The organism is Streptomyces sp. CA-210063 (assembly GCF_024612015.1).
In the GTDB taxonomy this organism is placed as follows: Bacteria; Actinomycetota; Actinomycetes; order Streptomycetales; family Streptomycetaceae; genus Streptomyces.
The window spans coordinates 9,021,139-9,043,692 of sequence record NZ_CP102512.1 but is presented as its reverse complement, the minus strand read 5'-3'; the positions used below and the strand labels follow the sequence as shown (position 1 = coordinate 9,043,692).

Here is a 22,554-nt window from a genome sequence, read left to right as displayed (position 1 = left end):
CGACGCAACTTGCCAGGTCATTGTTTCGCCGCCGTTACTTGCAATGGTGTTGTTTACTACGCGTATAGTTTCACTGTGAGCAACTACAGCAACGACACCGAAACCTCGAACTCGCAGGCCGGCGGAGTGCAGTCGGTGGATCGCGCCATCAGCGTGCTGGAGATCCTGGCCCACCGGGGCGAGGCCGGCGTCAGCGAGGTGGCCACCGAGATCGATGTTCACAAGTCCACCGCGTTCCGCCTTCTCGGTGCCCTGGAGGCACGCGGCCTGGTGGAGCAGGCGGGCGAGCGCGGCAAGTACCGCCTGGGCTTCGGCATCGTCCGCCTGGCCGGTGCGGTGACGGGGCGCATCGACATCACCCAGCAGGGCCGCCCGGTCTGCGAGAGCCTGGCCGAGGAGCTCGGCGAGACCGTCAACATCGCCGTGCTGCAGGAGCACTACGCCGTCAACCTCTACCAGGTGCGCGGCCCGGGGGCCGTCACCGCACAGAACTGGGTCGGCCAGCTCACCCCGCTGCACGCGACCTCCAGCGGCAAGATCCTGCTGGCCCATCTGCCCGCCAAGGAACGCGCCGCGTTGGTCGCCCAGACCGGTCTGAAGAAGGTCACCCCGCACACCATCACCGCGAAGTCGAAGCTCGAGAAGAACCTCGCCGAGGCCCGGGAAGCCGGCTACGCCTGGGCCCGCGAGGAACTGGAGATCGGCCTCCACGCCATGGCCGCTCCGATCCGCGACCGGGACGGCGTGGTCGTCGCGGCGCTGAGCGCCTCCGGGCCCTCGTACCGGCTCACCGAGGAGCGCCTGCACGAGCTCGCTCCGGTGCTGTGCAAGGGCGCGGACGAGATCAGCCACCGGATGGGGTATCTGGGCTAGGGCCCAGAAGGGCTTTCAGTCACCCCTGGGGAGTGCCGAGGCGCTCGTTCACCCAGTCGTGGAAGGCGCCGATGTGGTGCTCGCTGGGCACCAGCACACCGCCCTTGGCGTACAGCCGGGAACTCATTCCGGGCTGTGTGCGCTCGCACGCCTCGAAGTCCTGCCGGTTGACCCGGTCGAAGAGCTCCACGGACCGGCTGACGTCCTTGCCGCTGTCGACGACGTGCGGAAGGTAGAGCCAGTCGCACTCGACGATCGTGCGGTCGACGGCCACCGGGATCATCCGGTGGAAGATCACATGGTCGGGGACGAGGTTGATGAAGACCTGCGGCCGCACGGTGATCGCGTAGTAGCGACGGTCCTGTTCCTCGGAGACTCCCGGGATGCGGTCGAGGCCCTCGGAGCCGTCGACGGTGAAGCCCTGGACCTCCGCACCGAACTCGGCGCCGTGCCCGACGTAGTACTGGGCGGCGTAGCCGTCGGCGAACTCGGGGAGCACCTCGGTGAGTTCGGGGTGGATCGTGGCGCAGTGGTAGCACTCCATGAAGTTCTCGATGATGAGCTTCCAGTTCGCCTTGACGTCATAGACGATCCGCTTGCCCACCGAGAGGTCCTCGATGCCGTAGCGCTCGATCGACTCGACGTCGCCGAGGCGGCCGACGACATCGGCGATGACGTCCTCCTCGAAGGAGGGCGGGTTCTCCGCCAGGCACACCCAGACATAGCCGAGCCATTCCCGCGTGGCCACGCTCACCAGGCCGTACTCGGTGCGGCCGACGTCGGGCATCTTGGTGAGGTTGGGCGCCGCGACGAGTTTGCCCGTCAGGTCGTACGTCCACGCGTGGTACGGGCACTGGAAGGCCCGCTTGACCTCGCCGCTCTCCTGCGTGCAGAGCTTGGCTCCACGGTGCCGGCAGACGTTGAAGTAGGAGCGGATCGAGTTGTCCCGGGCGCGGGTGACGAGGATGCTCTCGCGGCCCACGTCGACGGTGCGGAAGGCGCCGGGCTTCGCCAGGTCGGAGGAGCGGGCGACGCAGAACCACATCGTCTCGAAGATGCGCTCCTGTTCCAGGGCGAAGATCGCGGGATCGGTGTAGGAGGAGCCGGGGAGGGTGGCGATCAGGCTGTCCGGCAGGCTGGTCGAGGTCACGCTGCACTCCTCGGGGGACGTCGTGGATCGGGCAGTCACGCGCCGGGAAGAGCGACTCCGGACGGTGTTGTGTGTGATGCAACGCTGCGCACCATATGAAACGGCAGCATGCGAGGGAGCATGCGCGGTGTCAAGAGGTCGCGGCGGCGAGCTGCTTGCGCCAACGGGTGAACAGCCTCGGCTGGTTCATCCCGAGCACGGCGACCGGACGACCGGCACTCCGATAGACCGCCAGGACGTCGCGGTCGTCCGGAGTGCCTTCCTCGACGGTCACACTGTCGGCACCGGCCGCGTGACCGGCGAACTGGATCTTCACTCCGTACTGGTCCGACCAGAAGTACGGCGGACGGGGCACGCCCGGCTCCACCGCACCCCCGGCCAGCAGCGTGGCGACAGCCGCGGCCGGGCGCTCCTGTGCGCCGGTCCAGTGCTCGACGCGACGATGGTGGCCCGCGCGGGGGTCGTACCAGGAGGCGCAGTCACCGACCGCGACCACGCCGGCCAGGCTGGTGCGGCCGTCCGCACCGCACTTCACCCCGTCGTCGAGCGCGACGCCGGATCCTTCCAGCCACTCGACGCACGGGCGCGCGCCCACTCCCACGACGACGAGGTCGGCGGGGATGCTGCGGCCGTCCTCCAGCAGGACGGCGTCGACCTTGCGCTCGCCGCTCAGCCCCTTGACGCCCACGCCGCACAACAGTCGTACGCCGTGGTCCGTATGGAGAGCGGAGACGATGCTCCCCATGGCCCGGCCGAGCGGGCCGGCGAGCGGTGTCGGTGCCGCTTCGACCACCGTCACGTCCAGCCCGAGGGCATGGGCGGTGGAGGCGACCTCGGCGCCGACGAACCCGCCGCCGATCACGACCAGCCGTCCGCCCCGGGCCAGTTCGTCCCTCAGGGCGCGGGCGTCGTCCAGGGTGCGCAGGACGTGGACTCCGGCCAGGCCGTCGGAACCGGGCAGCTGTCGTGCGGCCGCGCCGGTCGCGATGACGAAGCCGTCGGCCCGGATCTCCCTGCCGTCCGCGAGCCGGACCGCACGCTCCGTGCGGTCCAGGCCGGTGGCGCGGATGCCGAGCAGCCACTCCGCCCGCAGATCCTCGCCGTCCGTCTCGAGTACGAGGTCGGCTTCGCCGATGTCACCGGCCAGGAACTCCTTGGACAGCGGGGGCCTGTCGTACGGACGGTGGGGCTCGTCGCCGACGATGACCAGCCGTCCGTCGTAGCCCTGTTTCCGCAGCGAGCGCGCCGCCGACAGACCGGCCAGCGAGGCGCCCACCACGGCCACGGTCCTCACGCGGGACCTCCGGCGAGCCGCGCCGCGACGCACGGCGGCAGGTTGGGGGCGTCCGTGGACACCCGGACGTAGATCATGCCGTCCTCGACGAGGACCTCATGGGTACGGACCGGGAGCTTGGCCGGCGGGGCGTCGACGGCGCCGGTCCTCAGGTCGAACTTCGAAGCATGCAGCGGGCATTCCACCTCGCAGCCCTCCAGCCAGCCGTCGGCGAGCGAGGCGTCCTGGTGGGTGCAGGTGTCGTCGATGGCGAACACCTCGCCGTCATCGGTATGGAACACCGAGACCGGAGGATCGATGTCGAGCCGGAAGGCCTCGCCTCGCGGGAGATCCACGAGACGGCACGCGGGAATCATCATGACACCTCGGGTGCGTATAGCGAAACGGATTGCGGTAAGCGCAACATCAGTCTGAGGTCGGCCCCAACCCTTGTCAAGGCATCCAAGAGCCGGTTTCACTCACCTGAGAACGTTGCTCTTCACGCAACCCTGAGCGTCATACACAACTGCCCTGGGATGGGTGGCGGCCCGGAAACCGGCGTCCACGCCCCGTCCGGGGCGGCGTTGTGCCTAGGTGGTGCGGTCGCAGGGTTCGGAAGAAGCGGCTGTGGCTGGCGCAGCTGGCGCAGTATCCGTCGGCGGCCAGGATCCGGCTGATACGGCGGAGCAGCTCGGCGGCCTTGCGCAGCCGCTTGTCGTAGCCGGGCTGCCGGGGCAGGTACGGGAAGAGATGCCGCAGGTGGGAGCGGGCGTGGCGGAGCCACGGGCCTCGGAGGTGAAGCCGAACACGGCCTGCGTCATGGCCAGGGTGACCAGCTCGGCGTCGGCGAGTCGTGGGGCGATCCCCTCACGGACGCGGGCGAGGCCGCGAGGGGATCGCTCACGGACACGGGCGAGGCCGCGTCCGCCAGTAGGTGGGAGCCCGGGGCCGGCGCCACCGAAGGCTGGCCAGCTCCGTCACCGGCATCGGTATCGACAGGGGCGCGGGGGTGGTCTTCCCGGCCGGGCACCTATGCCAGTGCCGCGTTCTCCACGCGTATCCAGACAGCGAGGAAGACCGTGTTCAGGAGGGTGAACAGGAGGGCGGTCGACCAGGCGGTGCAGACCAGCGGGAGGGCGATGCCCTCGGCGACGACGACGAGGTAGTTGGGGTGCCGCAGCCGGCGGTAGGGGCCGTGGTGGACGAGGGGCATTCCGGGGACGACGACGATGCGGGTGTTCCAGCGGGGGCCCAGGGAGCGCATGCACCACCAGCGGCCCGCCTGGGCCAGGATCACGACGGCCAGGGCGGGCCCGCCGAGTGCCGGGACGAACGGCCGGTGGGCGAGGGCGCTCTCCGCGAGGATGCCGGTGAGCAGGCCGACGTGCAGGACGATCATGACGGGGTGGAGCCGTCGCCCGCACTCCACACCGCCCACTGCCGTCGCCCAACGGGTGTTGCGCCGTGCGACGCGCAGTTCGAGCAGGCGTACGCAACTCATCGCGGCGACGAGGATCAGCGAGCCGGCCGGCAGGGTGACGGAGCCCGGGAGGATCACGACGGTCACCAGCGGATGAGGACGAGTTCGACGGCGAAGCCCGGTCCCAGGGCCGCGACGAGGCCCGGTGCGCCGCTGGGTGGTGGTGATTCGGCGGCCATCCGGAGCACGTCCAGGACGGACACGGAGGAGAGGTTGCCTCGATCGGCCATGGACTGGCGGGTGAGTGCCAGTGCCTGTGGGGGCAGGGCCAGGGACCGTTCGATGGCGGTGAGGACCTTCGGCCCACCGCTGTGGCAGATCCAGCTGGCGATCCGGTCGGTTGTCAGCTCATGCCGGGCGAGCAGGCTCCGGACGGCTGTGGGGAAGTGTTCCTCCGTGAGCGCGGGCAACTCGGGGCTCAGCCGGATCCGGAAGCCGTGGGCGCCGATGTCCCAGCCGAGCACCCCCTCGGTGTCCGGTAGCAGCCAGCTGTAGGTGTCCACGAGTTCGGGACTGCCGACGGCGCCGGTCCGGTCGCCATCACCGACACCGGCGCGGTTCCCGCCGACGGCCACGACCGCGGCCGCGCCGTCCCCGAAGAGGCTGCTGGCGACGACATTCGCCATGGTGGTGTCCTGGTACTGGTACGCCAAGGAGCACAGCTCCACCGCGAGCAGGACGGCCACCTGATCCGGGTAGGCGCGTAAGTACTCGTGGAGCCGGGCGAGCCCCACGGCCCCTCCGGCGCAGCCGTTGCCGAACAGCGGTATCCGTTTGACGTCCGGCCGCATCCCCACCCGGTGGACGAGCCGGGCCTCCAGCGACGGCACAGCCAGCCCCGTCACGGTGGTACTGATCACCGCGTCCACGTCCTCGGGTCGCAGCCCGGCCGTACGGAGCGCTTCCGTGAGCACCCGCTCCCCCACGTCCAGCGCGGTGTCGAGCCACATGCGGTTGGCCTCGGTGAAGTCGTCGAGCGCGATCAGCTCTTCCAGCGGCAGCGACAGGTGCCGCGCGCTCACGCCGGCGTTGGCCTGGATCTTCTTCAGAAACAGCGACCCCACCGCGGATTCCCCCAGTGTCGGGCGTGCGATGGCCTCCGCGATCTCGTCCTGGGTGTACCGGTACTGCGGCAGCACCGTCTCGATCGCGGTCACCCGCGGCAGCGGCGCGCTCTCCTCCCGGGTTCGGGATTGCCCGGCCTGGCTCATTGCTCCGCCTCCGCCTTCTGAGTACGTACGGTGTTCAACAGGGGGACACGGACGAAGGCCGGCCGCCACCAGTTGGCCGGGCCGAGGGCCGCCATGACGGCCGGCACGAGGACACCGCGCACGAGTACGGCGTCCACGAGCGCGCCGAGTGCGACACCGATACCGATGAACTTGAGCAGGGTGACGTCGGAGGTGCCCATGGCGGCGGTGGAGATCGCCACCGCCGCCGCGGCGGAGGTCATCAGCCGGCCGGTGCGGGCGATGCCGTCGATGATCGAGGCGCGGTTGTCGCCGCAGCGGTCGTACTCCTCGCGGATACGGCCAAGGAGGAACACCTCGTAGTCCACCGACAGGGCGAGGGTGATGAAGAGGACGAACAGGAGCATGGAGGCGTCCAGCGAGCCGGTGACCGTGAAGTCGCCCAGCACCGCGCCGCCATGGCCGTACTGGAAGAGGACGACGATCGCACCGAGGCTCGCACCGAGGCTGACGGCGGCCACGGCCAGCGCCTTCAGCGGCGCGACCACACTGCGGGTGTAGACGCCGAGCAGCAGCATGAGGGTCAGGGCAAGCAGCAGCCCGCACAGGGGCAGGGCGTCGCGGACCGCGTCCGCGGTGTCGGTGACGTCGGCGGCCCGCCCGCCCACCACGGCGGTTCCGGGCGCGGGCACGTCCCGCACCGCCTCGACGACCGCGTCCGCCTCCGGTGTGTCGAGGGCGGCGGAGGACGCCACCAGCAGCACCGCCGAACCGCTCCGTGGCCCGGCGGGACCACTACCGGAGACAGCCGCCCCTTCCGGCGGAGCGGCGGGCCTCGCCACGCGTACGCCGGAGACACCAGGTACACGGGCGAGTTCACCGGCGTACGCCTTCGCCCCGTCCGTGGCCCGGGCACCGGTGACGACGACGGTGAGAAGTCGCTCCGGCGGCACGGCGAACCCGGTGCGCACACGATCCGCCGCGGCGGCCGCCGCAGCGGACGGGGGCAGCGTCCGCTCGTCCACCAGACCCAGCCGCGCATGCGCGAACGGCACGGCCAGCAGGGCCAGTACGACGACTGCCAGGGCCCCGGTCAGGAGCGGCCGTGCGGTGACCGCCTCCGCCGTACGCCGCCAGAACAGGCTTCCGTCCCCCGTACGCGTATGCCGCCATCGCCCAAGGGGGTCCCAGGCCTGCGCCCGGGAACCGAGCAGCCGCAGGCAGGCGGGCAGCACCGTCAGCGCGACGATCGCCGCCAGCACGGTGACGACCATGCCGGCGAGGGAAAGCCCGCGCAGCATGGGTACCGGCACGAGCATGGCGGTGGCGAGGCAGACGGTGACGGCGGCGGCCGAGAACACCACCGAGTGGCCTGCGGAGCGGCGGGCCGCGGTCAGCGCCGCCTCCAGGTCCGCGCCCCGCGAGGTCTCCTCCCGCACCCGGCTCAGCAGGAAGAGGCTGTAGTCGACGGCCAGGCCGAGACCGACCGCGGCGGCGGCGCTCAGCGCGGGCCGGGAAATGTCGGTGACCTGCGCCAGCAGCCCCAGCACCGGAAGGGTGCAGCCGACGGCGAGGACGGCCACGGCCACGGGCAGCAGCGCGGAGACCACGGACCCGTAGGCGAAGACAAGCAGGACGAAGAGGGCCGGCGCGGCCAGCAGTTCGGCGCGGCGCAGGTCACTCTCGATCGTCTCGTCGATCTCCCGGTTGGCCCACACCTCGCCGCTGGGCTCCACCCGCAGGCCGGGGGCGGCCCGGCGGGCGGCGGCCACCACGTCGGGGGCCGCCTCCTTGCGTTCCTTGTCGGTTCCCTCCAGCCGTAGGCCGACGAGCAGGGTCCGGCCGTCCTTCGACCGCAGCCACGGGTCGCCGGTCGTCTCCCCGGACCATGCCGTCCGTACGTCCCGCTGCCGGGTCAGCGTCGCCAGCACGGCCCTGGCCCCGTCCCGGACGGGTGCCGCCGTGTCGGCGTCGCCTTTGCCATCCCCGCCCTCGCCGTTGGTTTCCGCCGACACCGCGAGCACGAGATCGGGCGAGGGCACGCCCAGCCGCTCAGCCGTCCGCCGGGCGCGCTCCGCCTCCGTTCCGGTGGCGACCGCCCCACCCGTGCTCAACGCCGACAGCGCCCATGGCGCCAGCACCGCGGCGCACGCCGCCGCCAGCAGGGCGGCCGCGACGACCGCCCAGGCCCGCCGCCGCACGCCTTTCGTGCCTGAGTCGAGTCTCATCCGTCTTCAGTCGCCCCTTCCGTGCACCGCGCGTGGGATGGCTCGTGCTGAGCGGGATCGGTGGCGCTCGACCAGGTTCTCGACCAGGTTCGAGCAGGGAGGTATCGCAACGGCCCCGGTCTTCGCGCTCAGGCAGCCGCGAACAGCAGGACCGCGTTCTGCCCACCGAATCCGTAGGAGCAGCTGAGTCCCACGTCCGCGGCCGTCGGGCGGGGCTCCCCGGCTACGACGTCGAGCGGGTGGTCTCCGTCCTGGCGCTCGAAGTTCGCCACCGGCGGGACCACCCCGTGGCGCAGCGCGAGAACCGTGTACGCCGCCTGGATCGCCCCGGCGGCCCCGAGCGCGTGGCCGATCACGCCCTTGGCCGCGGTGACGGGCGGGACGCGGTCACCGAAGACCTGCGCCAGCGCCGCGGCCTCGGTGGCGTCGTTCAGCCGGGTGGAGGTGCCGTGCGCGTTGACGAGGCCGATGTCCTGCGGCTTGCACCCCGCGTCTTCCAGGGCCGCGGTGATGGCCCGGGCCGCGCCGTCGCCCTCGGGATGCGGGGCGATGGGGTGGTGGGCGTCGGCGCTGGCTCCGTACCCGCGCAGCTGGGCCAGCACCTCGGCCCGCCGCGCGCGTGCGTCGGACAGGCGTTCCATGACCAGGACGGCGGCGCCTTCCCCGAGGACGAATCCGTCCCGTGCCGCGTCGAACGGCCGGCTCGCCCGGCCCGGGTCCTCCCGGCGCCGAGACAGGGCACGCAGCCGTGCGAAGCAGGTGGCCATCATGCGGGACCGGGCGGATTCGCTGCCGCCCGCCAGCACCACGTCGCACGCCCCCGACAGCAGCAGGTCCCGTGCCACCCCGATCGCCGTCGCCCCGGAGGCGCAGGCACTGCTCGGGGCGAAGTTGGGGCCGCGCGCGCCCAGGTCGATCCCGACCTCACCGGCGGGCATGCTCAGCATGCTGCGCGGCAGCATGAGCCGCGAGACCCGGTCCGCCCTGTCTTCACCGAGGTGGCGGAACTCCGGCAGATACGTGTCGAGGCTGTTCGAGGAGACCCCCAGGAGGACTCCCACGCGTTCGCCGCGCCAGGTACGGGGGTCGAGGCCGGCGTGGGAGACGGCGCGCCGCGCGGCGACCAGGGCGAACTGGATGAACCGGTCCACCCTGAGCGCGTACGACCTGCCCAGTTCACGCTCGGCGTCGAAGTCCGGCACCTGACAGGAGAAGTCGACGGGTAACCCCTCGAGTCCCGGGTCACGTGTGGCCAGTGATCGGCCCTCGCACAGACCGGCCCAGTTGTCCTCCACCGTGTGTCCCGCCGGGGTGACCAGCCCCAGCCCGGTGACCGCGATCTCAGGACGCATGGCGGAACACCTGGGCCACGTCGCCGAGCGTGCAGGAGGCGTCGAGGTCGGCGGCCTCCTCGGGCAGGATGATCCCGTACTCCTGTTCTGCCGCCACCGTGAGTTCCATCAGCGACAGCGAGTCCATGCCGAGGCTTTCGAGCGTCGTCGTGGCGGAGAGATCGCCGGGGGCCACCTTGACGTCCAGATGGTTGGTCACCAGGACGATGAGGGGTTCGGGAAGTGCGGGCTGTTCCATGCCATGTCTCCTAATCGACAGTGGTCAGGTGTTCGGGATCGACAGTGGTCAGGTGTGCGGGCGCCTCGCCCGCGGTGATGCGTGCACAGAGCCGGCGCGTGCGCAGCGCCTGTTCCTCCAGCCGTTCCAGGTACCGTCCGAGCCGTTCCTGTGCCTGCCGGCCGGTCGGGCCGAGCCCGGACAGCGTCATCACGCCGAGGGCTCGCATCAGCGGCAGGACCACGTACTCCCGGTGGACGTCGAGGTTGAAGATGCCCGCCGCCGCGATCCGCGCGGCCCGCGCCCGGAAGCCCGGGATGCCGAACCCGGGCATGGTGAAGTCCTCCAGTACGTCGGTCAGCGCGACCGTCGCCTCGTCGGGGAACACCTGCAGCGCGTCGGCGAACAGCCCCCGGTAGAAGAGCATGTGCAGGTTCTCGTCGGCCGCGATCCGGGCCATCAGCGCCTCACCCACGGGGTCGCCGCACGCCGCACCGGTGTTGCGGTGGGCCTGCCGGGTCGCCAGCTCCTGGACCGTGAGATAGGCCAGCAGATGCAGCAGTGTCGGCGCGTCGTTGCGGTACCCGACTGCCACGTGCCGCATCCGTAACTCCTCCAGAAGCACGGGGTCGACCGCACGACGAGCGTGGACGAAGGCCCGCAGCACGGCCGAGTGGCGGTCCTCCTCGGCCGTCCACCGGTGGACCCAGGTCCCCCAGGCGCCGTCCCGTCCCAGCCGCGTCGCGATCAGGAGGTGGTAGCTCGGGAGGTTGTCCTCGGTCAGGAGGTTGACGATCAGCGCGTCCCGCACGGTCTGCGGCAGCGCCGACTGCTCCGCCGTCCAGGCCGCCCCCTCCAGCGGCCCGTCGAAGTCACGCGCCGCGCTCCACGGCACGAACTGATGCGGCAGCCAGTCCCGCGCCGCCTCCAGATGACGCCGCACCAGCCGCTCGGCCGACGGCTCCAACTCCCGCAGCACACGCTCCGTAGCGACCCGAGCCATGTCACTTACCTCGCCTCGCGGTGTCGTCGATGTGCGAACAGCGAGACCATGCCCAGGCAGAACAGCGATACTGCCGCTTCTCCGATCTCTTGGGGGCGCACTGGGCGACATCGGCGCGTTGGTAGCGGAGAGTGAGCCCCACTGAGCACTTCTCTCCGCCGGTACGCTCCTTGGCCCTGCCTGGCCCTGCCTGGCCCTGGCCGGCCCTATGTGTCGGTGTCCCCGACCACGAAGAAGAGCGATGTTGTTGTACGAGGCCGAGCGCAGCTTCAGCCGGTACGGGGTCTTCTCGCCCTTGCTGACCGGGGAGTAGCCGTTGATGCCGAGCGGGTTCTTGGTCCACGCCTGTGTGTGGCGTCAGGGGCCTTGAAGACCTTCGGGAGGCGCTGGTCGATCGGTCCGGTCGGCAGCTCGGCCAGCCGGTCGAGGCAGGCGGCCAGGTTTTCCGAGGGAACGGCTGCCCGCATGGGACGAGGGCGCCCAACGTCAGTGTGTGAAGACAGAGTTGGACACCCTCGCGATCGCGCTCCATGTGACGGCTGTTGCGGTCGACCCGAGCGCATCCTCGCGCTCATCCAGTGGCGGGCGCGTACTGTCTCGGGGCCGCCGTGGACGGTCAGTGACCGCGGTCGATCCACTCCTGAAGGTGCGGAGCCTCGGCCGCGACAGTGGTCGTCTCCCCGTGTCCGGTGTGTACGACGGTGTCGCCCGGCAGGGTCAGCAGCCGTTCCCGGATCGAAGCGACGATCGTGCCGAAGTCGCTGTACGACCTCCCGGTCGCCCCCGGCCCGCCCGCGAAGAGCGTGTCACCGCTGAAGAGCGCGGTCAGGCCCGGCGCGTACAGACAGACCGCCCCGGGAGCATGGCCGGGAGTGTGCAGCACGGTCAGGTCGACACCCGCCACGGTGAGGATCTGGCCGTCGGTGAGTTCGCTGTCGGGCGTCCGGTCGGGGTGGGTCTGCTTCCACAGCGGCAGGTCGTCGGCGTGCAGCAGGATCGGGGCTCCCGTGCGCGCCGCGAGTGCGGGCGCGGCGCCGATGTGGTCGTTGTGGGCGTGCGTGCACACGATGGCCCGCAGGGTGCGCCCTCCGAGGGCTTCGGCGATCGCCTCGGCATCATGCGCGGCGTCGATGACGACGGCCTCACTGTCGTCGCCGACGAGCCAGACGTTGTTGTCGACGTCCCAGGTGCCGCCGTCCAGCGAGAACGTCCCCGAGGTGACCAGGTGTTCGATGCGGGCGGCCATCAGAGGACCACCACCGAGCGCAGGACGTCGCCGCGGTGCATCCGCTCGAAGGCCTTCTCCACGTCGTCGAGCCGGATGGTCTCCGTGACGAAGGCGTCCAGGTCCAGGCGGCCCTGGAGGTAGAGGTCGATGAGCATCGGGAAGTCACGGGAGGGCAGGCAGTCGCCGTACCAGGAGGACTTCAGCGCGCCCCCGCGACCGAAGACGTCCAGCAGCGGCAGCTCCAGCTTCATCTCCGGGGTCGGCACCCCGACCAGGACGACCGTGCCGGCGAGATCGCGGGCGTAGAAGGCCTGCTTGTACGTCTCCGGGCGACCCACCGCCTCGATGACGACGTCGGCGCCGAAGCCGCCGGTCAGCTCGCGGATCGCCTCGACCGCGTCGGTGTTCTTCGCGTTCACGGTGTGGGTCGCGCCCAGCTTCCTGGCGGTGTCCAGCTTGGCGTCGTCGATGTCCACCGCGATGATCCTCGCCGCGCCCGCCAGGTTCGACCCGACGACCGCCGCGGCCCCGACGCCGCCACAGCCGATGACCGCCACGCTGTCCCCACGTCCGACGTTTCCGGTGTTGATGGCCGCGCCGATGCCGGCCATCACGCCACACCCCAGCAGACCGGCGGCGGCCGCCGAGGCGGCCCGGTCGACCTTCGTGCACTGCCCCGCCGCCACCAGCGTCTTCTCCGCGAAGGCGCCGATGCCCAGCGCCGGCGACAGCTCGGTGCCATCGAGCAGGGTCATCCTCTGCTTCGCGTTGTGGGTGCTGAAGCAGTACCACGGGCGTCCGCGCAGACAGGCCCGGCACTGCCCGCAGACCGCTCGCCAGTTGAGGATGACGAAGTCACCGGGGGCGACATCGGTGACCCCCTCCCCCACCGACTCCACGACGCCCGCGGCCTCGTGGCCCAGCAGGAAGGGGAACTCGTCGTTGATGCCGCCCTCCCGATAGTGCAGATCGGTGTGACAGACCCCGCAGGCCTCGATCTTCACCAGCGCCTCGCCCGGACCGGGGTCGGGCACGATGATCGTTTCCAGGCTGACAGGGGCGCCCTTGCCCCGCGCGACGACAGCACGGACCTGGTGAGTCATGGCCACTCCTCGACTGATGTGAGAACCGAGTCTGATGTTGCTCATCGCGGCACGCATCTCACGTACCGCAACACAGCATCATGGAGCGCAGACCGGCGGTCAAGGATTCGGCGAGCGGTACGGCGCGGGGCACCCGCGGACGCACCCACGCGGTTCGGCCAGAAGGCCGTTCAAGGGAACTCCGGCAGGTCGGGGCGCTCCCGCTGACATGGCGCCTCGGGCTACGATCAATCGTCGACACGCAGGACGAGGCTCACCAGCGCTCATGAGCCGATCCGGTAGCGCGAGGGAGACGCCGTGTTCTATTACCTGCTCAAGTACGTGCTTCTGGGTCCGCTGCTGAGACTGGTCTTCCGGCCTCGCATCGAAGGCCTCGAACACGTCCCGTCGTCGGGCGCGGCCATCGTCGCGGGCAATCACCTGTCCTTCTCGGACCACTTCCTGATGCCCGCGATCCTCAAGCGCCGCATCACCTTCCTCGCGAAGGCCGAGTACTTCACCGGCCCGGGTCTCAAGGGCCGGCTGACGGCGTTCTTCTTCCGCAGCGCCGGTCAGATCCCGGTCGACCGCTCCGGCAAGGACGCGGGTCAGGCCGCCATCCGCGAGGGGCTCGGCGTGCTGAGCAAGGACGAACTCCTGGGCATCTACCCGGAGGGGACCCGCTCGCACGACGGCCGCCTCTACAAGGGCAAGGTCGGTGTGGCGGTCATGGCGCTCAGGGCCAAGGTGCCCGTCATCCCCTGCGCGATGATCGGCACCTTCGAGGCGCAGCCCCCGGGCAAGGTCATCCCGAACATCCACCCCGTCGTCATCCGCTTCGGCAAACCCCTCGACTTCTCCCGCTACGAGGGCATGGAGAACGAGAAGGCCGTCCTGCGCGCCATCACCGACGAGATCATGTACGCGATCCTCTCGCTCTCCGAGCAGGAGTACGTCGACCAGTACGCGGCCGTCGTGAAGGCGGAGGAGGCCGCGGCGGCGAAGGAGCGCAAGTTCCCGCGGCTGCCGCTGAGTTGAGCAAACACCTGTGGGTGCCGCCGAGTTGAGATGTTCTGCCGTCGGCAGAGAGCCCGGTGGGGCCGGGCGCGGGCGTCGTACGGTCGGGTCATGACACGACGTGCTGTGGTGATCGGAGCGACGGGACAGATCGGCCGGGTGGCCGTGGGCGCGCTGGCGCGGGACGGCTGGGCCGTGACGGCCCTCTCGCGGGGCGGCGACCGGGACGACGGCTGGCCCGAGGACGTGCGGGCCGTACCGGCCGACCGCGGTGACGACGCGGCCCTGGCGACGGCGGTGGGCGACGGCTGCGATGTGCTGGTGGACATGGTCGCGTACGGCCCCGAACACGCCCGGCAGTTGCTCGCGCTGGCCGACCGGATCGGCTCGGCGGTCGTCGTCTCCAGCATCTCGGTGTACGAGGACGACAAGGGCCGCAACTTCGACACCCAGTCGGAGCCGGACGGCTTCCCCGAGTACCCCGTGCCTCTGCCCGAGAGCCTGCGCACGATCCGGCCGGCCGACACCTCGTACAGCACCCGTAAGGCGGGCCTGGAGCACGAACTCCTCGCCGCCGCCGACCGGTTGCCCACGACTCTGCTGCGCGCGGGCGCCATCCACGGCCCGCACTGCCGTACGCCGCGCGAGCTGTACTTCGTGAAGCGCAACCTGGACGGCCGGCCCCGCCGGATCCTCGCGTACGGCGGCGAGAGCCGCTTCCATCCGGCGAGCGTCCACAACATCGCCGAGCTGATCCGCCTCGCCGCCGCGCGGCCGGGAGCCCGGGCGCTGAACGCCGTCGACCCCGACGCGCCGACGGTGGCGCAGATCGCCGCCGCGATCGACGCGGTGATGGGTGTGGATCCGGAGAACGTACTGGTCGACGGCCCCGCCCCGGCACCCACCGTGGGCGACACCCCGTGGTCCGTACCGGTGCCCGTGGTGTGCGACATGTCGGCGGCGGAGCGGGAGCTGGGCTACCGCCCGGTGGTCCGGTACGCGGAGTCACTGCCGGAGACGGTCGCGTGGATCGAGGCACGGCTGGCAGGCGGACGGGACTGGCGGGAGGCGTATCCCAGGATGGCCGAGGCGTACGGGGACCTCTTCGACTACGTGGCGGAGGACGCGTGGCTGGCGGGGCGGCCGGTGTGACCGCGTGAGCACATGAGGAAGGGGGCGACCGAGTTCTCCGGTCGCCCCCTTCCTTCTCTCCCGGTCCTACGGCTTCGGTGTGGCGTGCGGGGCGCACTTCACGTCGGCCTTGCCCACCTTCCCGGTGAGCAGGTAGGTGTCCACGCGGTCGTTGACGCACGGGTTGACCAGGCCGGTGACTCCGTGGGAGCCGGCCTTCGTCTCCGTGATCAGGCGAGAGCCCTTGAACCGCTTGTGGAGCTCGACGGCACCCTCGTACGGGGTGGCCGCGTCCCGCTCGGACTGGACGATCAGGACGGGCGGCAGGCCCTTCTTGGTCTTCACGTCCACCGGGGTGTACTGCTTGGACTGCCAGGTGGCGCACGGCAGGTTCATCCAGGCGTTGGCCCAGGTCATGAACGGATGGTTCTTGTGCAGCTCGGTGTTGTCGCGGTCCCAGCGCTTCCAGCTGGTGGGCCACTTGGCGTCGGTGCACTCGACAGCCGTGTAGACGGCGTTGCCGTTCTCCGCGGCGGCGTTGCCCGCGGTGTCGGTGAGGTCCGGGGCGGCCGCGTCGACCAGCGCCTGGGTGTCACCGGCGGCGTACTCGCTCCACACCTGGGCGGTGGGCGCCCACGCGGAGTCGTAGTACGGGGCGCTCTGGAAGAAGGAGATCAGCTCGGCCGGGCCGACGAGCCCGCCGATCGGGTTCTTCTTCGCGGTGGCCCGCAGCTCCAGCCACTTCGCCTGCACCTTCGCCTGCGTGTCGCCGAGGTGGTACGTCGCGTCGTGCTGCGCGACCCACTTCGTCCAGTCCTGCCACCGGCCCTCGAAGGCGACGTCCTGGTCCAGGTTGGCCTGGTACCAGATCTTCTCGCGGGAGGGGTTCACCACGCTGTCGACGACCATGCGGCGCACGTGGGTCGGGAAAAGGGTGCCGTAGACGGCGCCGATGTACGTGCCGTAGGAGACACCGAGGAAGTTGAGCTTCTTCTCCCCCAGGGCGGCCCGGATGACGTCCAGGTCACGCGCGGTGTTCGGCGTCGTCATGTACGGCAGCATCGCGCCGCTGCGCTTCTTGCAGCCCTCCGCGTACTTGGCCGCGAGCCCCCGCTGCTTCAGCTTGTCGGCCTCGGAGTCCGGGACCGGGTCCATCTTGGGCGCCTTCACGAACTCCTGCGGGTCGGCGCAGGAGATGGGCGCCGACTTGCCGACACCGCGCGGGTCGAAGCCCACGAAGTCGTACGCCTTGGACGTGTTGACCCACAGCGGGGCCTTGGTCGTGACCCGGCGCGGGAAGCGCAGGCCCGAGGCGCCCGGACCGCCCGGGTTGTAGATGAGCGCGCCCTGGCGCTCCTTCTTCGTACCGGTGTTGCCGATACGGTCCACGGCGAGCTTGATCTGCTTGCCGTTCGGCTTGGCGTAGTCCAGCGGCACCGTGACCCAGCCGCACTGGATCGGCTTCTCCAGGCCCCAACCCTCGGGGCAGTCCTGCCACTTGACGCCCTTCTTCGCCGCCTTCGCGGCGGCGACGGCGACACCCTTGGCCTCGCGGTCCACGGCGGTCGCGGTGCCTGCGGCGTTGGCTGCGGGAGCGGTGACGGCACCGGCTATCAGGGTCGCCGTGACGAGCAGTCCGGCGGAGCCGAACGCTGCCGCCCTTCTCGTCGTCCTCATACCTCTCAAGAGGGAACTCCCCGTACTTCGATTCGAATGTTCGAATGGTCACGGGGATCCTCGTACCTGTGAGGTGTCTGAGGACAGAGGAGCGACGGGTTCTTTACTAATCCGATAACCGGTGTGCGAAGTCCCGTTCAGCGGATGCGAGGTGAGCCGTCATCAACCGTCCAGCTCGGCAAGGGCTTCGTCGAGCACACGCCGCAGCCGCAACGCGTCGGGCGCGAGCGCGCTGACGAGTACGGCGGGCCCGGCGAGCGGAGTGAGTGCGGCCGACTCCCCCCACACCCGAGGCCCGGGCGCCTTCTCGGCGAACTCCGGTCGTACAACGAGGAGTTGACCCATCGCTCGATACCCGCCCAGCACGGCGGGACCGTCCCAACCGCCAGGGGCCCCCGGCCCGCACGCCACCTCCTGGTCGAGCAACGGCCGCCCACCCGACCACACGCTGAGCCGACTGCCGAGCCGCCCGGGCTCCTCCCCGGCGCGCCCGAGCACCTGCTCCTCTCGGAACACCAATCGCGCGTCGGCGGCGAGTTCCACACGCGTCGACACTCGCAGGTCGCTCCCCTGCGCGGAGATCAACTGCTCGGGCAGCCACCGCAGTTCGCCTCCGGCGGCGATGTCGATCCGTACGTCGTAGCGGGCCTCGCCCTTGGCCTGCCCCGGCAGCGCGATCGTCGCGGCGGCCGAGCCTACGCGCAGCCGCGCCCCCTCACCGACCTTCGCCTCCACGGCGAACCGGTCCCCACCGAGCGGCCCGCTCATCGCCCCGACGAGCATGACCCGCGCCTCGTCACCACTCCCCCGGGTACGGCGCAACGCCAACGGCCCGTCGCTCTCCAGCACGGGCAGGACAGTGCCACGCCGCCCGTCGGCACGTGCCGCGATCCGTGCGATGGCCTTGACCCCGGCGGTCGTCGCCCCTCGGGCGGCCGTCACCGCTCCACCGGTCGTCGTCTCACCGCCGGTCGCCGCCGCTCCACCGGCCGTCACCGCTCCACCGGCCAGCACTTCTCCGGCGGTCGTCGTCTCACCGCCGGTCGTCATCTCTCGGGTCGCCGTCACGTTTCCGGCCGTCGTCATGCCGTCCACGCCGCGAGCTTCTCCCTCACCCAGGCGGCGACGTCCGCGACTCCGGCCTCGCTCCTGAGCGACTGGAACACCACCGGCAGCTCCGCCCGCTGCGCCTTCGCGTCCGCGGCCATCCGGGCGAGGTCCGACCCGACGTACGGCGCGAGGTCCGTCTTGTTGACGACGAGCAGGTCGGCGGTGGTGACACCTGGCCCGCCCTTCCTCGGGATGTCGTCCCCACCGGCCACATCGATGACGAAGATCTGCGCGTCCACGAGCCCCTTGGAGAAGGTGGCGGTCAGATTGTCACCGCCGGACTCGACGAGAATGAGATCGAGGGGCCCGACCTCGTCCTCCAGATCCTCCACCGCTTCGAGATTCGCGGAGATGTCGTCCCGAATAGCCGTATGCGGGCACGCCCCCGTCTCCACGGCCGTGATCCGCTCGGGCGGCAACACGGCCTCGCGAAGCAGGAACTCCGCGTCCTCGCGCGTATAGATGTCGTTCGTCACGACAGCGAGGGACAACTCCTCCCGCAGGGCCTGACAGAGCGCGGCCACGGTAGCCGTCTTGCCGGACCCGACGGGCCCGCCGAGCCCGATACGCAGGGCCCGACGGCTGCCGTCGGCCCGGTGCGCTTCGGCACTCATGGCGGAGGGGCCGTCGTGGGAGTGAGAGTGATCGAGATGCATGGGAAGGGGCTCCTTTGTTCAGCTGCGGATCGCGGAAGAGCTGGGGGGTTCGGTTGTCGGGCGGGTGCGGGTGAGTGGGGGCTTGTCGCGCAGTTCCCCGCGCCCCTTAACAGCATGGGTCGCGCCCGGGGTTTTCAAGGGGCGCGGGGAACTGCGCGCTCAACCACAACGAACCCGCACTCGCCACCCAACCGAACCCCCCGAGCCATAAGGCGCCCAAGGGGGTAGAAGGGGCACAGCCCCTGGGGATGGGAATGGGTAGGGGCGGCGGGGGCGAAGAACTCAGGACGCGAACAACCGCACAGCCCAAGCCGCATGCACCTCCGCACTGATCTCCAACAGCGGAGCAGAAGCCGCAGGCAACCCCTCCACCCCACCAGCCCCCACCCCCCGAGCCGCATCGACCGCCGCCCCCACGACCACATCCATCTCGGGCGCCAACCGCGCCAACACCCCGGTCGCATCGAACGGATCAAGACTCAGCAACCGCACCGTCGCACTCGCCGCCCCACTCACACTCTCGTACGCGGAGCAGTACGCCGCGTCCTCCGGCCCCAGCCCCGCGGCCCTGGCCGCGACCCCCAGCACGACCGGCTGATGCGCCCCCTTGGGGAACTCCCGCGCCAGCGCGTCCAGTTCGCCCGAGGGCCACGTCGCCCGCGCCGCCCGCATCAACTGCCGCCCCAGCTTCCGGGAAGCGACCCGCAGCGCGAGGGACGGCGTCCGAGCATCGGCGGCGGCGTCCAGCGACAGCGGGTCCACCCCGAGCGCGGCCGCGGCGGCCAACGCCGCCGACACCAGCCCCGCCGTGTGCAACCGCCCCCGGCAGAACGCCTCCAGCCCCTCCGCCCCGGTGATCAGCCCGGCCTTGACGGCCGCCTCGGCCCCGCCGGAGTGCGCGTGCCCCCCGGCCGGAAAGCGTCCGTCGGCCAGGACGAGAAGCGCTGCCCTAGACAACACGGACCCCGAACATCACACGTCCCACCCCGGACATCACGCGTCCCTCCCCGGACATCAGAAGAGGAAGTAGCGCTGGGCCATGGGCAGTTCGGCGGCAGGCGTCGCCTCCACCAGCTCCCCGTCGATGTGCACGGCGAAGCTGTCGGGATCGACGCGCACCTCGGGCCGCGCGTCGTTCTCCCGCATGTCGGCCTTGGTGACCCCACGCGTCGACTCGATCGCGACGAACCGCTTCCCCAGCGAGAGCCGCTCCGGCAGCCCGTCCTCGATGGCGAGCGGCGCCACGAAGTTGAACGAGTTCGAGGCGGGCGCCCGCCCGATGGCCCCGTACATGGGACGCGGGAGGATCGGCTGCGGGGTCGGGATGGAGGCGTTCGCGTCGCCCATCTGCGCGTACGCGATCTGCCCGCCCTTGATCACGAGATGCGGCTTGACCCCGAAGAACGCGGGCTCCCACAGCACGAGGTCGGCGAGCTTGCCCGTCTCGACGGACCCGATCTCGCGGGCGAGCCCCTGCGCGAGGGCGGGGTTGATCGTGTACTTGGCGACATATCGACGTACCCGGTGGTTGTCCGCACGGCCGTCGCCCGGCAGCGCGCCCCGCCGTCGCTTCATCACATGGGCGGTCTGCCAGGTCCGCAGGATCACCTCGCCGACCCGGCCCATGGCCTGCGCGTCGGAGGAGATGATCGAGATCGCGCCCAGGTCGTGCAGGATGTCCTCGGCCCCGATGGTCGACGGCCGGATCCGGGACTCGGCGAACGCCAGGTCCTCGGGCACCGCCGCGTTCAGATGGTGGCAGACCATCAGCATGTCGAGGTGTTCCTCGGCGGTGTTGACGGTGTAGGGCCGGGTCGGATTGGTGGAGCTGGGCAGGACGTGGGGTTCGGAGACCACGGTCATGATGTCGGGCGCGTGCCCGCCGCCCGCGCCCTCGGTGTGGTACGCGTGGATGCCGCGTCCGCCGATCGCGGCGAGGGTGTCACCGACGAACCCGGCCTCGTTCAGCGTGTCCGTGTGGATGGCGACCTGGATGCCGGTGCGGTCGGCGACGGTCAGGGACGCGTCGATGACGGCCGGGGTCGAACCCCAGTCCTCATGGAGCTTCAGGCCGAGCGCTCCGCCGCGGATCTGGGACAGCATCGCCTCGTGGGAGACGGTGTTGCCCTTGCCGAGGAAGCCGATGTTGAGCGGGTACTGCTCCATCGCCTCCAGCATCCGGGCGAGGTGCCAGGGGCCCGGCGTCACCGTCGTGGCCTTCGAGCCCTCGGCCGGGCCCGTACCGCCGCCGACCAGCGTCGTCACACCCGCCGACAGCGCCTCGTCGGCGATCTGCGGGCAGATGAAGTGGACGTGGGCGTCGACGGCGCCGGCCGTGACGATCCGCCCGTTGCCCGCGATGATCTCCGTCTCGGGGCCGATGACCAGATCGGGATGGATCCCGTCCATGGTGTCGGGGTTGCCGGCCTTGCCGATGCCGGTGATCCGGCCGTCGCGGATGCCGATGTCGGCCTTGACGATGCCCCAGTGGTCGATGATCACCACGCCGGTGATCACCGTGTCGGGGGTGCCTTCTGCGCGCGTAGCACGCGCCTGGCCCATGGATTCGCGGATGACCTTGCCACCGCCGAACACGGCCTCGTCACCGGCGAGGCCGGGTCCGCCGGAACGGTCCTCCTCGATCTCGACGAGCAGGTCGGTGTCGGCGAGCCGGATACGGTCACCGGTGGTGGGGCCGAACAGGTCGGCGTACGCGGCACGCGAGATCTCAGGCATCGAGGGCACCTCCGGTCTCCCCGCGCAGTCCGGGCACGACACGGGCACCGGTGAGGGGTACGAGTTCTACGTCGACGGGGATCCCGGGCTCGAAACGCACGGCGGTGCCGGCGGCGACGTTCAGCCGCTTGCCGCGCGCTGCGGCGCGGTCGAACTCCAGTCCGGGATTGACCTCGGCGAAGTGGTAGTGGGAGCCGACCTGGACGGGCCGGTCGGCGGCGTTGAGGACGGTGAGCCGGGTGACCTCACGGCCCTCGTTGTAGACGATCGGGTCCTCGGCGAAGAGGATCTCTCCGGGAATCATCGAGGCCCCTCAGACGATCGGGTCGTGGACGGTGACGAGCTTGGTGCCGTCCGGGAAGGTCGCCTCGACCTGGACGTCGTGGATCATCTCGGGGATGCCCTCCATGACGTCGTCCCGGGTGAGCAGCTGCCGCCCGGACGCCATGAGTTCCGCCACCGTACGGCCGTCCCGTGCGCCTTCGAGGATGTGCGCGGTGATCAGCGCGACGGCCTCGGGGTGGTTCAGCTTCAGGCCGCGGGCCCGGCGCTTCTCCGCCACGTCGGCCGCCACATGGATCAGCAGCCTCTCCTGCTCGTGCGGGGTCAGTTGCACGGCGTCCACCTCACATCCTCGCTCCGGACCGTGCGGGGCCCGGTTGCCGCGGCCACCCGGCAAAATCGCTGGTGGCGTGGGCGCAGGCTAATTGGGTGGCGTTTCGGTGACGTTAACCGGACCGTGATCGGACACGTGTCGAACCCCGTCCGCGCGACGCCGACGGCGGACCGTCCTCCCGCGTGCGCCCCGCCGCGGCGGACGCATCCGCCTCTACGGAGCCCCCGGCCTCCGATGTTCCGCCGTGATACCGAACCGCTGCTGCTCCCGCGGTGCCGACGCGACCTCGCGGACACCGGAGACCGCGCTGATCACCGGCTCCTCGGCGGGTTCCTGGAGCGCTTCGAGCTGCTCCAGGTCGGCGGCGGAGACCAGGGCGACGAGGGGCTTTCCGTGCCGCGTCACGACGACGCGCTCGCCGCCGTAGACCACGCGGTTGATCAGGTCGGCGAGTTCAGCCCTGGCTTGCGTCACCGGAATCTCGTAGGCCATGGAGTCCAGCTTAGACCGGGCGTCGCACACCGCCCCGAGCGGA

General features: G+C 70.7%; 22 protein-coding genes and 2 pseudogenes. 3 read left to right on the top strand and 21 right to left on the bottom strand.

Annotated features, from left to right (window positions below; genetic code table 11):
• Positions 1-126 precede the first annotated feature (126 nt).
• Positions 127-873, top strand: coding sequence for an IclR family transcriptional regulator (locus JIX56_RS39630; RefSeq protein ID WP_257551374.1), 747 nt, complete (start codon positions 127-129; stop codon positions 871-873).
• A gap of 19 nt (positions 874-892) precedes the next feature.
• On the opposite strand, the gene JIX56_RS39625 is transcribed toward JIX56_RS39630, so the two are convergent.
• The 13 genes and pseudogenes from JIX56_RS39625 to JIX56_RS39570 all read right to left on the bottom strand — a co-directional run bounded on the left by JIX56_RS39625 (position 893) and on the right by JIX56_RS39570 (position 13,097).
• Positions 893-2,023 carry an aromatic ring-hydroxylating oxygenase subunit alpha gene (locus JIX56_RS39625; protein ID WP_257548197.1) on the bottom strand — a complete coding sequence of 377 codons (1,131 nt, stop codon included), beginning with the start codon at positions 2,021-2,023 and terminating at the stop codon, positions 893-895.
• Between the two features lie 130 nt (positions 2,024-2,153).
• Positions 2,154-3,317, bottom strand: a complete 1,164-nt coding sequence (locus JIX56_RS39620) for an NAD(P)/FAD-dependent oxidoreductase (protein ID WP_257548188.1) — start codon at positions 3,315-3,317, stop codon at positions 2,154-2,156.
• Positions 3,314-3,676: a bifunctional 3-phenylpropionate/cinnamic acid dioxygenase ferredoxin subunit gene (locus JIX56_RS39615; protein ID WP_257548186.1), complete on the bottom strand. Its 363-nt coding sequence runs from the start codon at positions 3,674-3,676 to the stop codon at positions 3,314-3,316. Before JIX56_RS39615 ends, JIX56_RS39620 begins: the two co-directional genes overlap by 4 nt.
• Before the next feature lie 217 nt (positions 3,677-3,893).
• Positions 3,894-4,162 (bottom strand): annotated as a pseudogene (locus JIX56_RS47750) (IS982 family transposase); the annotation flags it as partial.
• Between the two features lie 164 nt (positions 4,163-4,326).
• Positions 4,327-4,797, bottom strand: coding sequence for an isoprenylcysteine carboxyl methyltransferase family protein (locus JIX56_RS39610; protein ID WP_257551372.1), 471 nt, complete (start codon positions 4,795-4,797; stop codon positions 4,327-4,329).
• 62 nt (positions 4,798-4,859) lie between these two features.
• The gene (locus tag JIX56_RS39605) at positions 4,860-5,942 is read right to left on the bottom strand and encodes a type III polyketide synthase (RefSeq protein WP_257551370.1); all 1,083 of its coding nucleotides are present in this window, start codon (positions 5,940-5,942) and stop codon (positions 4,860-4,862) included.
• A gap of 41 nt (positions 5,943-5,983) precedes the next feature.
• The gene (locus JIX56_RS39600) at positions 5,984-8,194 is read right to left on the bottom strand and encodes an MMPL family transporter (protein ID WP_257548184.1); all 2,211 of its coding nucleotides are present in this window, start codon (positions 8,192-8,194) and stop codon (positions 5,984-5,986) included.
• Positions 8,195-8,322: 128 nt separating this feature from the next.
• Complete coding sequence (locus JIX56_RS39595) at positions 8,323-9,546, bottom strand: beta-ketoacyl-[acyl-carrier-protein] synthase family protein (RefSeq protein ID WP_257548182.1); 1,224 nt, start codon at positions 9,544-9,546, stop codon at positions 8,323-8,325.
• The gene (locus JIX56_RS39590) at positions 9,536-9,784 is read right to left on the bottom strand and encodes an acyl carrier protein (RefSeq protein WP_257548180.1); all 249 of its coding nucleotides are present in this window, start codon (positions 9,782-9,784) and stop codon (positions 9,536-9,538) included. Before JIX56_RS39590 ends, JIX56_RS39595 begins: the two co-directional genes overlap by 11 nt.
• A gap of 10 nt (positions 9,785-9,794) precedes the next feature.
• Positions 9,795-10,766 carry an acyl-ACP desaturase gene (locus JIX56_RS39585; protein ID WP_257551368.1) on the bottom strand — a complete coding sequence of 324 codons (972 nt, stop codon included), beginning with the start codon at positions 10,764-10,766 and terminating at the stop codon, positions 9,795-9,797.
• Between the two features lie 231 nt (positions 10,767-10,997).
• Positions 10,998-11,200: pseudogene (locus tag JIX56_RS39580) on the bottom strand (NADH-quinone oxidoreductase subunit D); the annotation flags it as partial.
• A 182-nt stretch (positions 11,201-11,382) separates the two neighbouring features.
• The gene (locus JIX56_RS39575; RefSeq protein WP_257548178.1) at positions 11,383-12,012 is read right to left on the bottom strand and encodes an MBL fold metallo-hydrolase; all 630 of its coding nucleotides are present in this window, start codon (positions 12,010-12,012) and stop codon (positions 11,383-11,385) included.
• Complete coding sequence (locus tag JIX56_RS39570) at positions 12,012-13,097, bottom strand: S-(hydroxymethyl)mycothiol dehydrogenase (RefSeq protein ID WP_257548176.1); 1,086 nt, start codon at positions 13,095-13,097, stop codon at positions 12,012-12,014. The genes JIX56_RS39575 and JIX56_RS39570 overlap by 1 nt, the downstream gene beginning before the upstream one ends.
• Before the next feature lie 297 nt (positions 13,098-13,394).
• Between JIX56_RS39570 and JIX56_RS39565 the strand changes: the two genes are divergently transcribed.
• Complete coding sequence (locus JIX56_RS39565; protein ID WP_257548174.1) at positions 13,395-14,114, top strand: lysophospholipid acyltransferase family protein; 720 nt, start codon at positions 13,395-13,397, stop codon at positions 14,112-14,114.
• A gap of 105 nt (positions 14,115-14,219) precedes the next feature.
• Positions 14,220-15,245, top strand: a complete 1,026-nt coding sequence (locus tag JIX56_RS39560) for an NAD-dependent epimerase/dehydratase family protein (protein ID WP_257551366.1) — start codon at positions 14,220-14,222, stop codon at positions 15,243-15,245.
• Positions 15,246-15,311: 66 nt separating this feature from the next.
• Here JIX56_RS39560 and JIX56_RS39555 read toward each other — a convergent pair whose 3' ends face one another.
• The 8 genes from JIX56_RS39555 to JIX56_RS39520 all read right to left on the bottom strand — a co-directional run bounded on the left by JIX56_RS39555 (position 15,312) and on the right by JIX56_RS39520 (position 22,511).
• On the bottom strand, positions 15,312-16,901 hold the full coding sequence (locus JIX56_RS39555; RefSeq protein ID WP_257548172.1) for an alpha/beta hydrolase: 1,590 nt from the start codon (positions 16,899-16,901) through the stop codon (positions 15,312-15,314).
• A gap of 162 nt (positions 16,902-17,063) precedes the next feature.
• Positions 17,064-17,996: an urease accessory protein UreD gene (locus JIX56_RS39550; protein WP_257548170.1), complete on the bottom strand. Its 933-nt coding sequence runs from the start codon at positions 17,994-17,996 to the stop codon at positions 17,064-17,066.
• On the bottom strand, positions 17,984-18,667 hold the full coding sequence (gene ureG / locus JIX56_RS39545) for an urease accessory protein UreG (protein ID WP_257548168.1): 684 nt from the start codon (positions 18,665-18,667) through the stop codon (positions 17,984-17,986). Before ureG ends, JIX56_RS39550 begins: the two co-directional genes overlap by 13 nt.
• A 282-nt stretch (positions 18,668-18,949) precedes the next feature.
• Entirely contained in the window at positions 18,950-19,624 is a 675-nt protein-coding gene (locus tag JIX56_RS39540; protein ID WP_257551364.1) for an urease accessory protein UreF, read from the bottom strand.
• A gap of 57 nt (positions 19,625-19,681) precedes the next feature.
• The gene (locus tag JIX56_RS39535; RefSeq protein WP_257548166.1) at positions 19,682-21,403 is read right to left on the bottom strand and encodes an urease subunit alpha; all 1,722 of its coding nucleotides are present in this window, start codon (positions 21,401-21,403) and stop codon (positions 19,682-19,684) included.
• Positions 21,396-21,707, bottom strand: a complete 312-nt coding sequence (locus JIX56_RS39530) for an urease subunit beta (RefSeq protein ID WP_257548165.1) — start codon at positions 21,705-21,707, stop codon at positions 21,396-21,398. Before JIX56_RS39530 ends, JIX56_RS39535 begins: the two co-directional genes overlap by 8 nt.
• Before the next feature lie 9 nt (positions 21,708-21,716).
• Positions 21,717-22,019, bottom strand: coding sequence for an urease subunit gamma (locus JIX56_RS39525; RefSeq protein ID WP_037705202.1), 303 nt, complete (start codon positions 22,017-22,019; stop codon positions 21,717-21,719).
• A 213-nt stretch (positions 22,020-22,232) separates the two neighbouring features.
• Positions 22,233-22,511, bottom strand: coding sequence for a type II toxin-antitoxin system Phd/YefM family antitoxin (locus JIX56_RS39520; protein WP_257548154.1), 279 nt, complete (start codon positions 22,509-22,511; stop codon positions 22,233-22,235).
• Positions 22,512-22,554 lie beyond the last annotated feature (43 nt).

Excerpts from the sequence above, each read along its gene's own strand:
- JIX56_RS39610 (WP_257551372.1), bottom strand. The coding sequence starts at position 4,797 with ATGAGTTGCGTACGCCTGCTCGAACTGCGCGTCGCACGGCGCAACACC.
- JIX56_RS39595 (WP_257548182.1), bottom strand. The coding sequence starts at position 9,546 with ATGCGTCCTGAGATCGCGGTCACCGGGCTGGGGCTGGTCACCCCGGCG.
- ureG (WP_257548168.1), bottom strand. The coding sequence starts at position 18,667 with ATGCATCTCGATCACTCTCACTCCCACGACGGCCCCTCCGCCATGAGT.
- JIX56_RS39615 (WP_257548186.1), bottom strand. The coding sequence starts at position 3,676 with ATGATGATTCCCGCGTGCCGTCTCGTGGATCTCCCGCGAGGCGAGGCC.
- JIX56_RS39530 (WP_257548165.1), bottom strand. The coding sequence starts at position 21,707 with ATGATTCCCGGAGAGATCCTCTTCGCCGAGGACCCGATCGTCTACAAC.
- JIX56_RS39570 (WP_257548176.1), bottom strand. The coding sequence starts at position 13,097 with ATGACTCACCAGGTCCGTGCTGTCGTCGCGCGGGGCAAGGGCGCCCCT.
- JIX56_RS39520 (WP_257548154.1), bottom strand. The coding sequence starts at position 22,511 with ATGGCCTACGAGATTCCGGTGACGCAAGCCAGGGCTGAACTCGCCGAC.
- JIX56_RS39535 (WP_257548166.1), bottom strand. The coding sequence starts at position 21,403 with ATGCCTGAGATCTCGCGTGCCGCGTACGCCGACCTGTTCGGCCCCACC.
- JIX56_RS39585 (WP_257551368.1), bottom strand. The coding sequence starts at position 10,766 with ATGGCTCGGGTCGCTACGGAGCGTGTGCTGCGGGAGTTGGAGCCGTCG.
- JIX56_RS39555 (WP_257548172.1), bottom strand. The coding sequence starts at position 16,901 with ATGAGGACGACGAGAAGGGCGGCAGCGTTCGGCTCCGCCGGACTGCTC.
- JIX56_RS39575 (WP_257548178.1), bottom strand. The coding sequence starts at position 12,012 with ATGGCCGCCCGCATCGAACACCTGGTCACCTCGGGGACGTTCTCGCTG.
- JIX56_RS39600 (WP_257548184.1), bottom strand. The coding sequence starts at position 8,194 with ATGAGACTCGACTCAGGCACGAAAGGCGTGCGGCGGCGGGCCTGGGCG.
- JIX56_RS39590 (WP_257548180.1), bottom strand. The coding sequence starts at position 9,784 with ATGGAACAGCCCGCACTTCCCGAACCCCTCATCGTCCTGGTGACCAAC.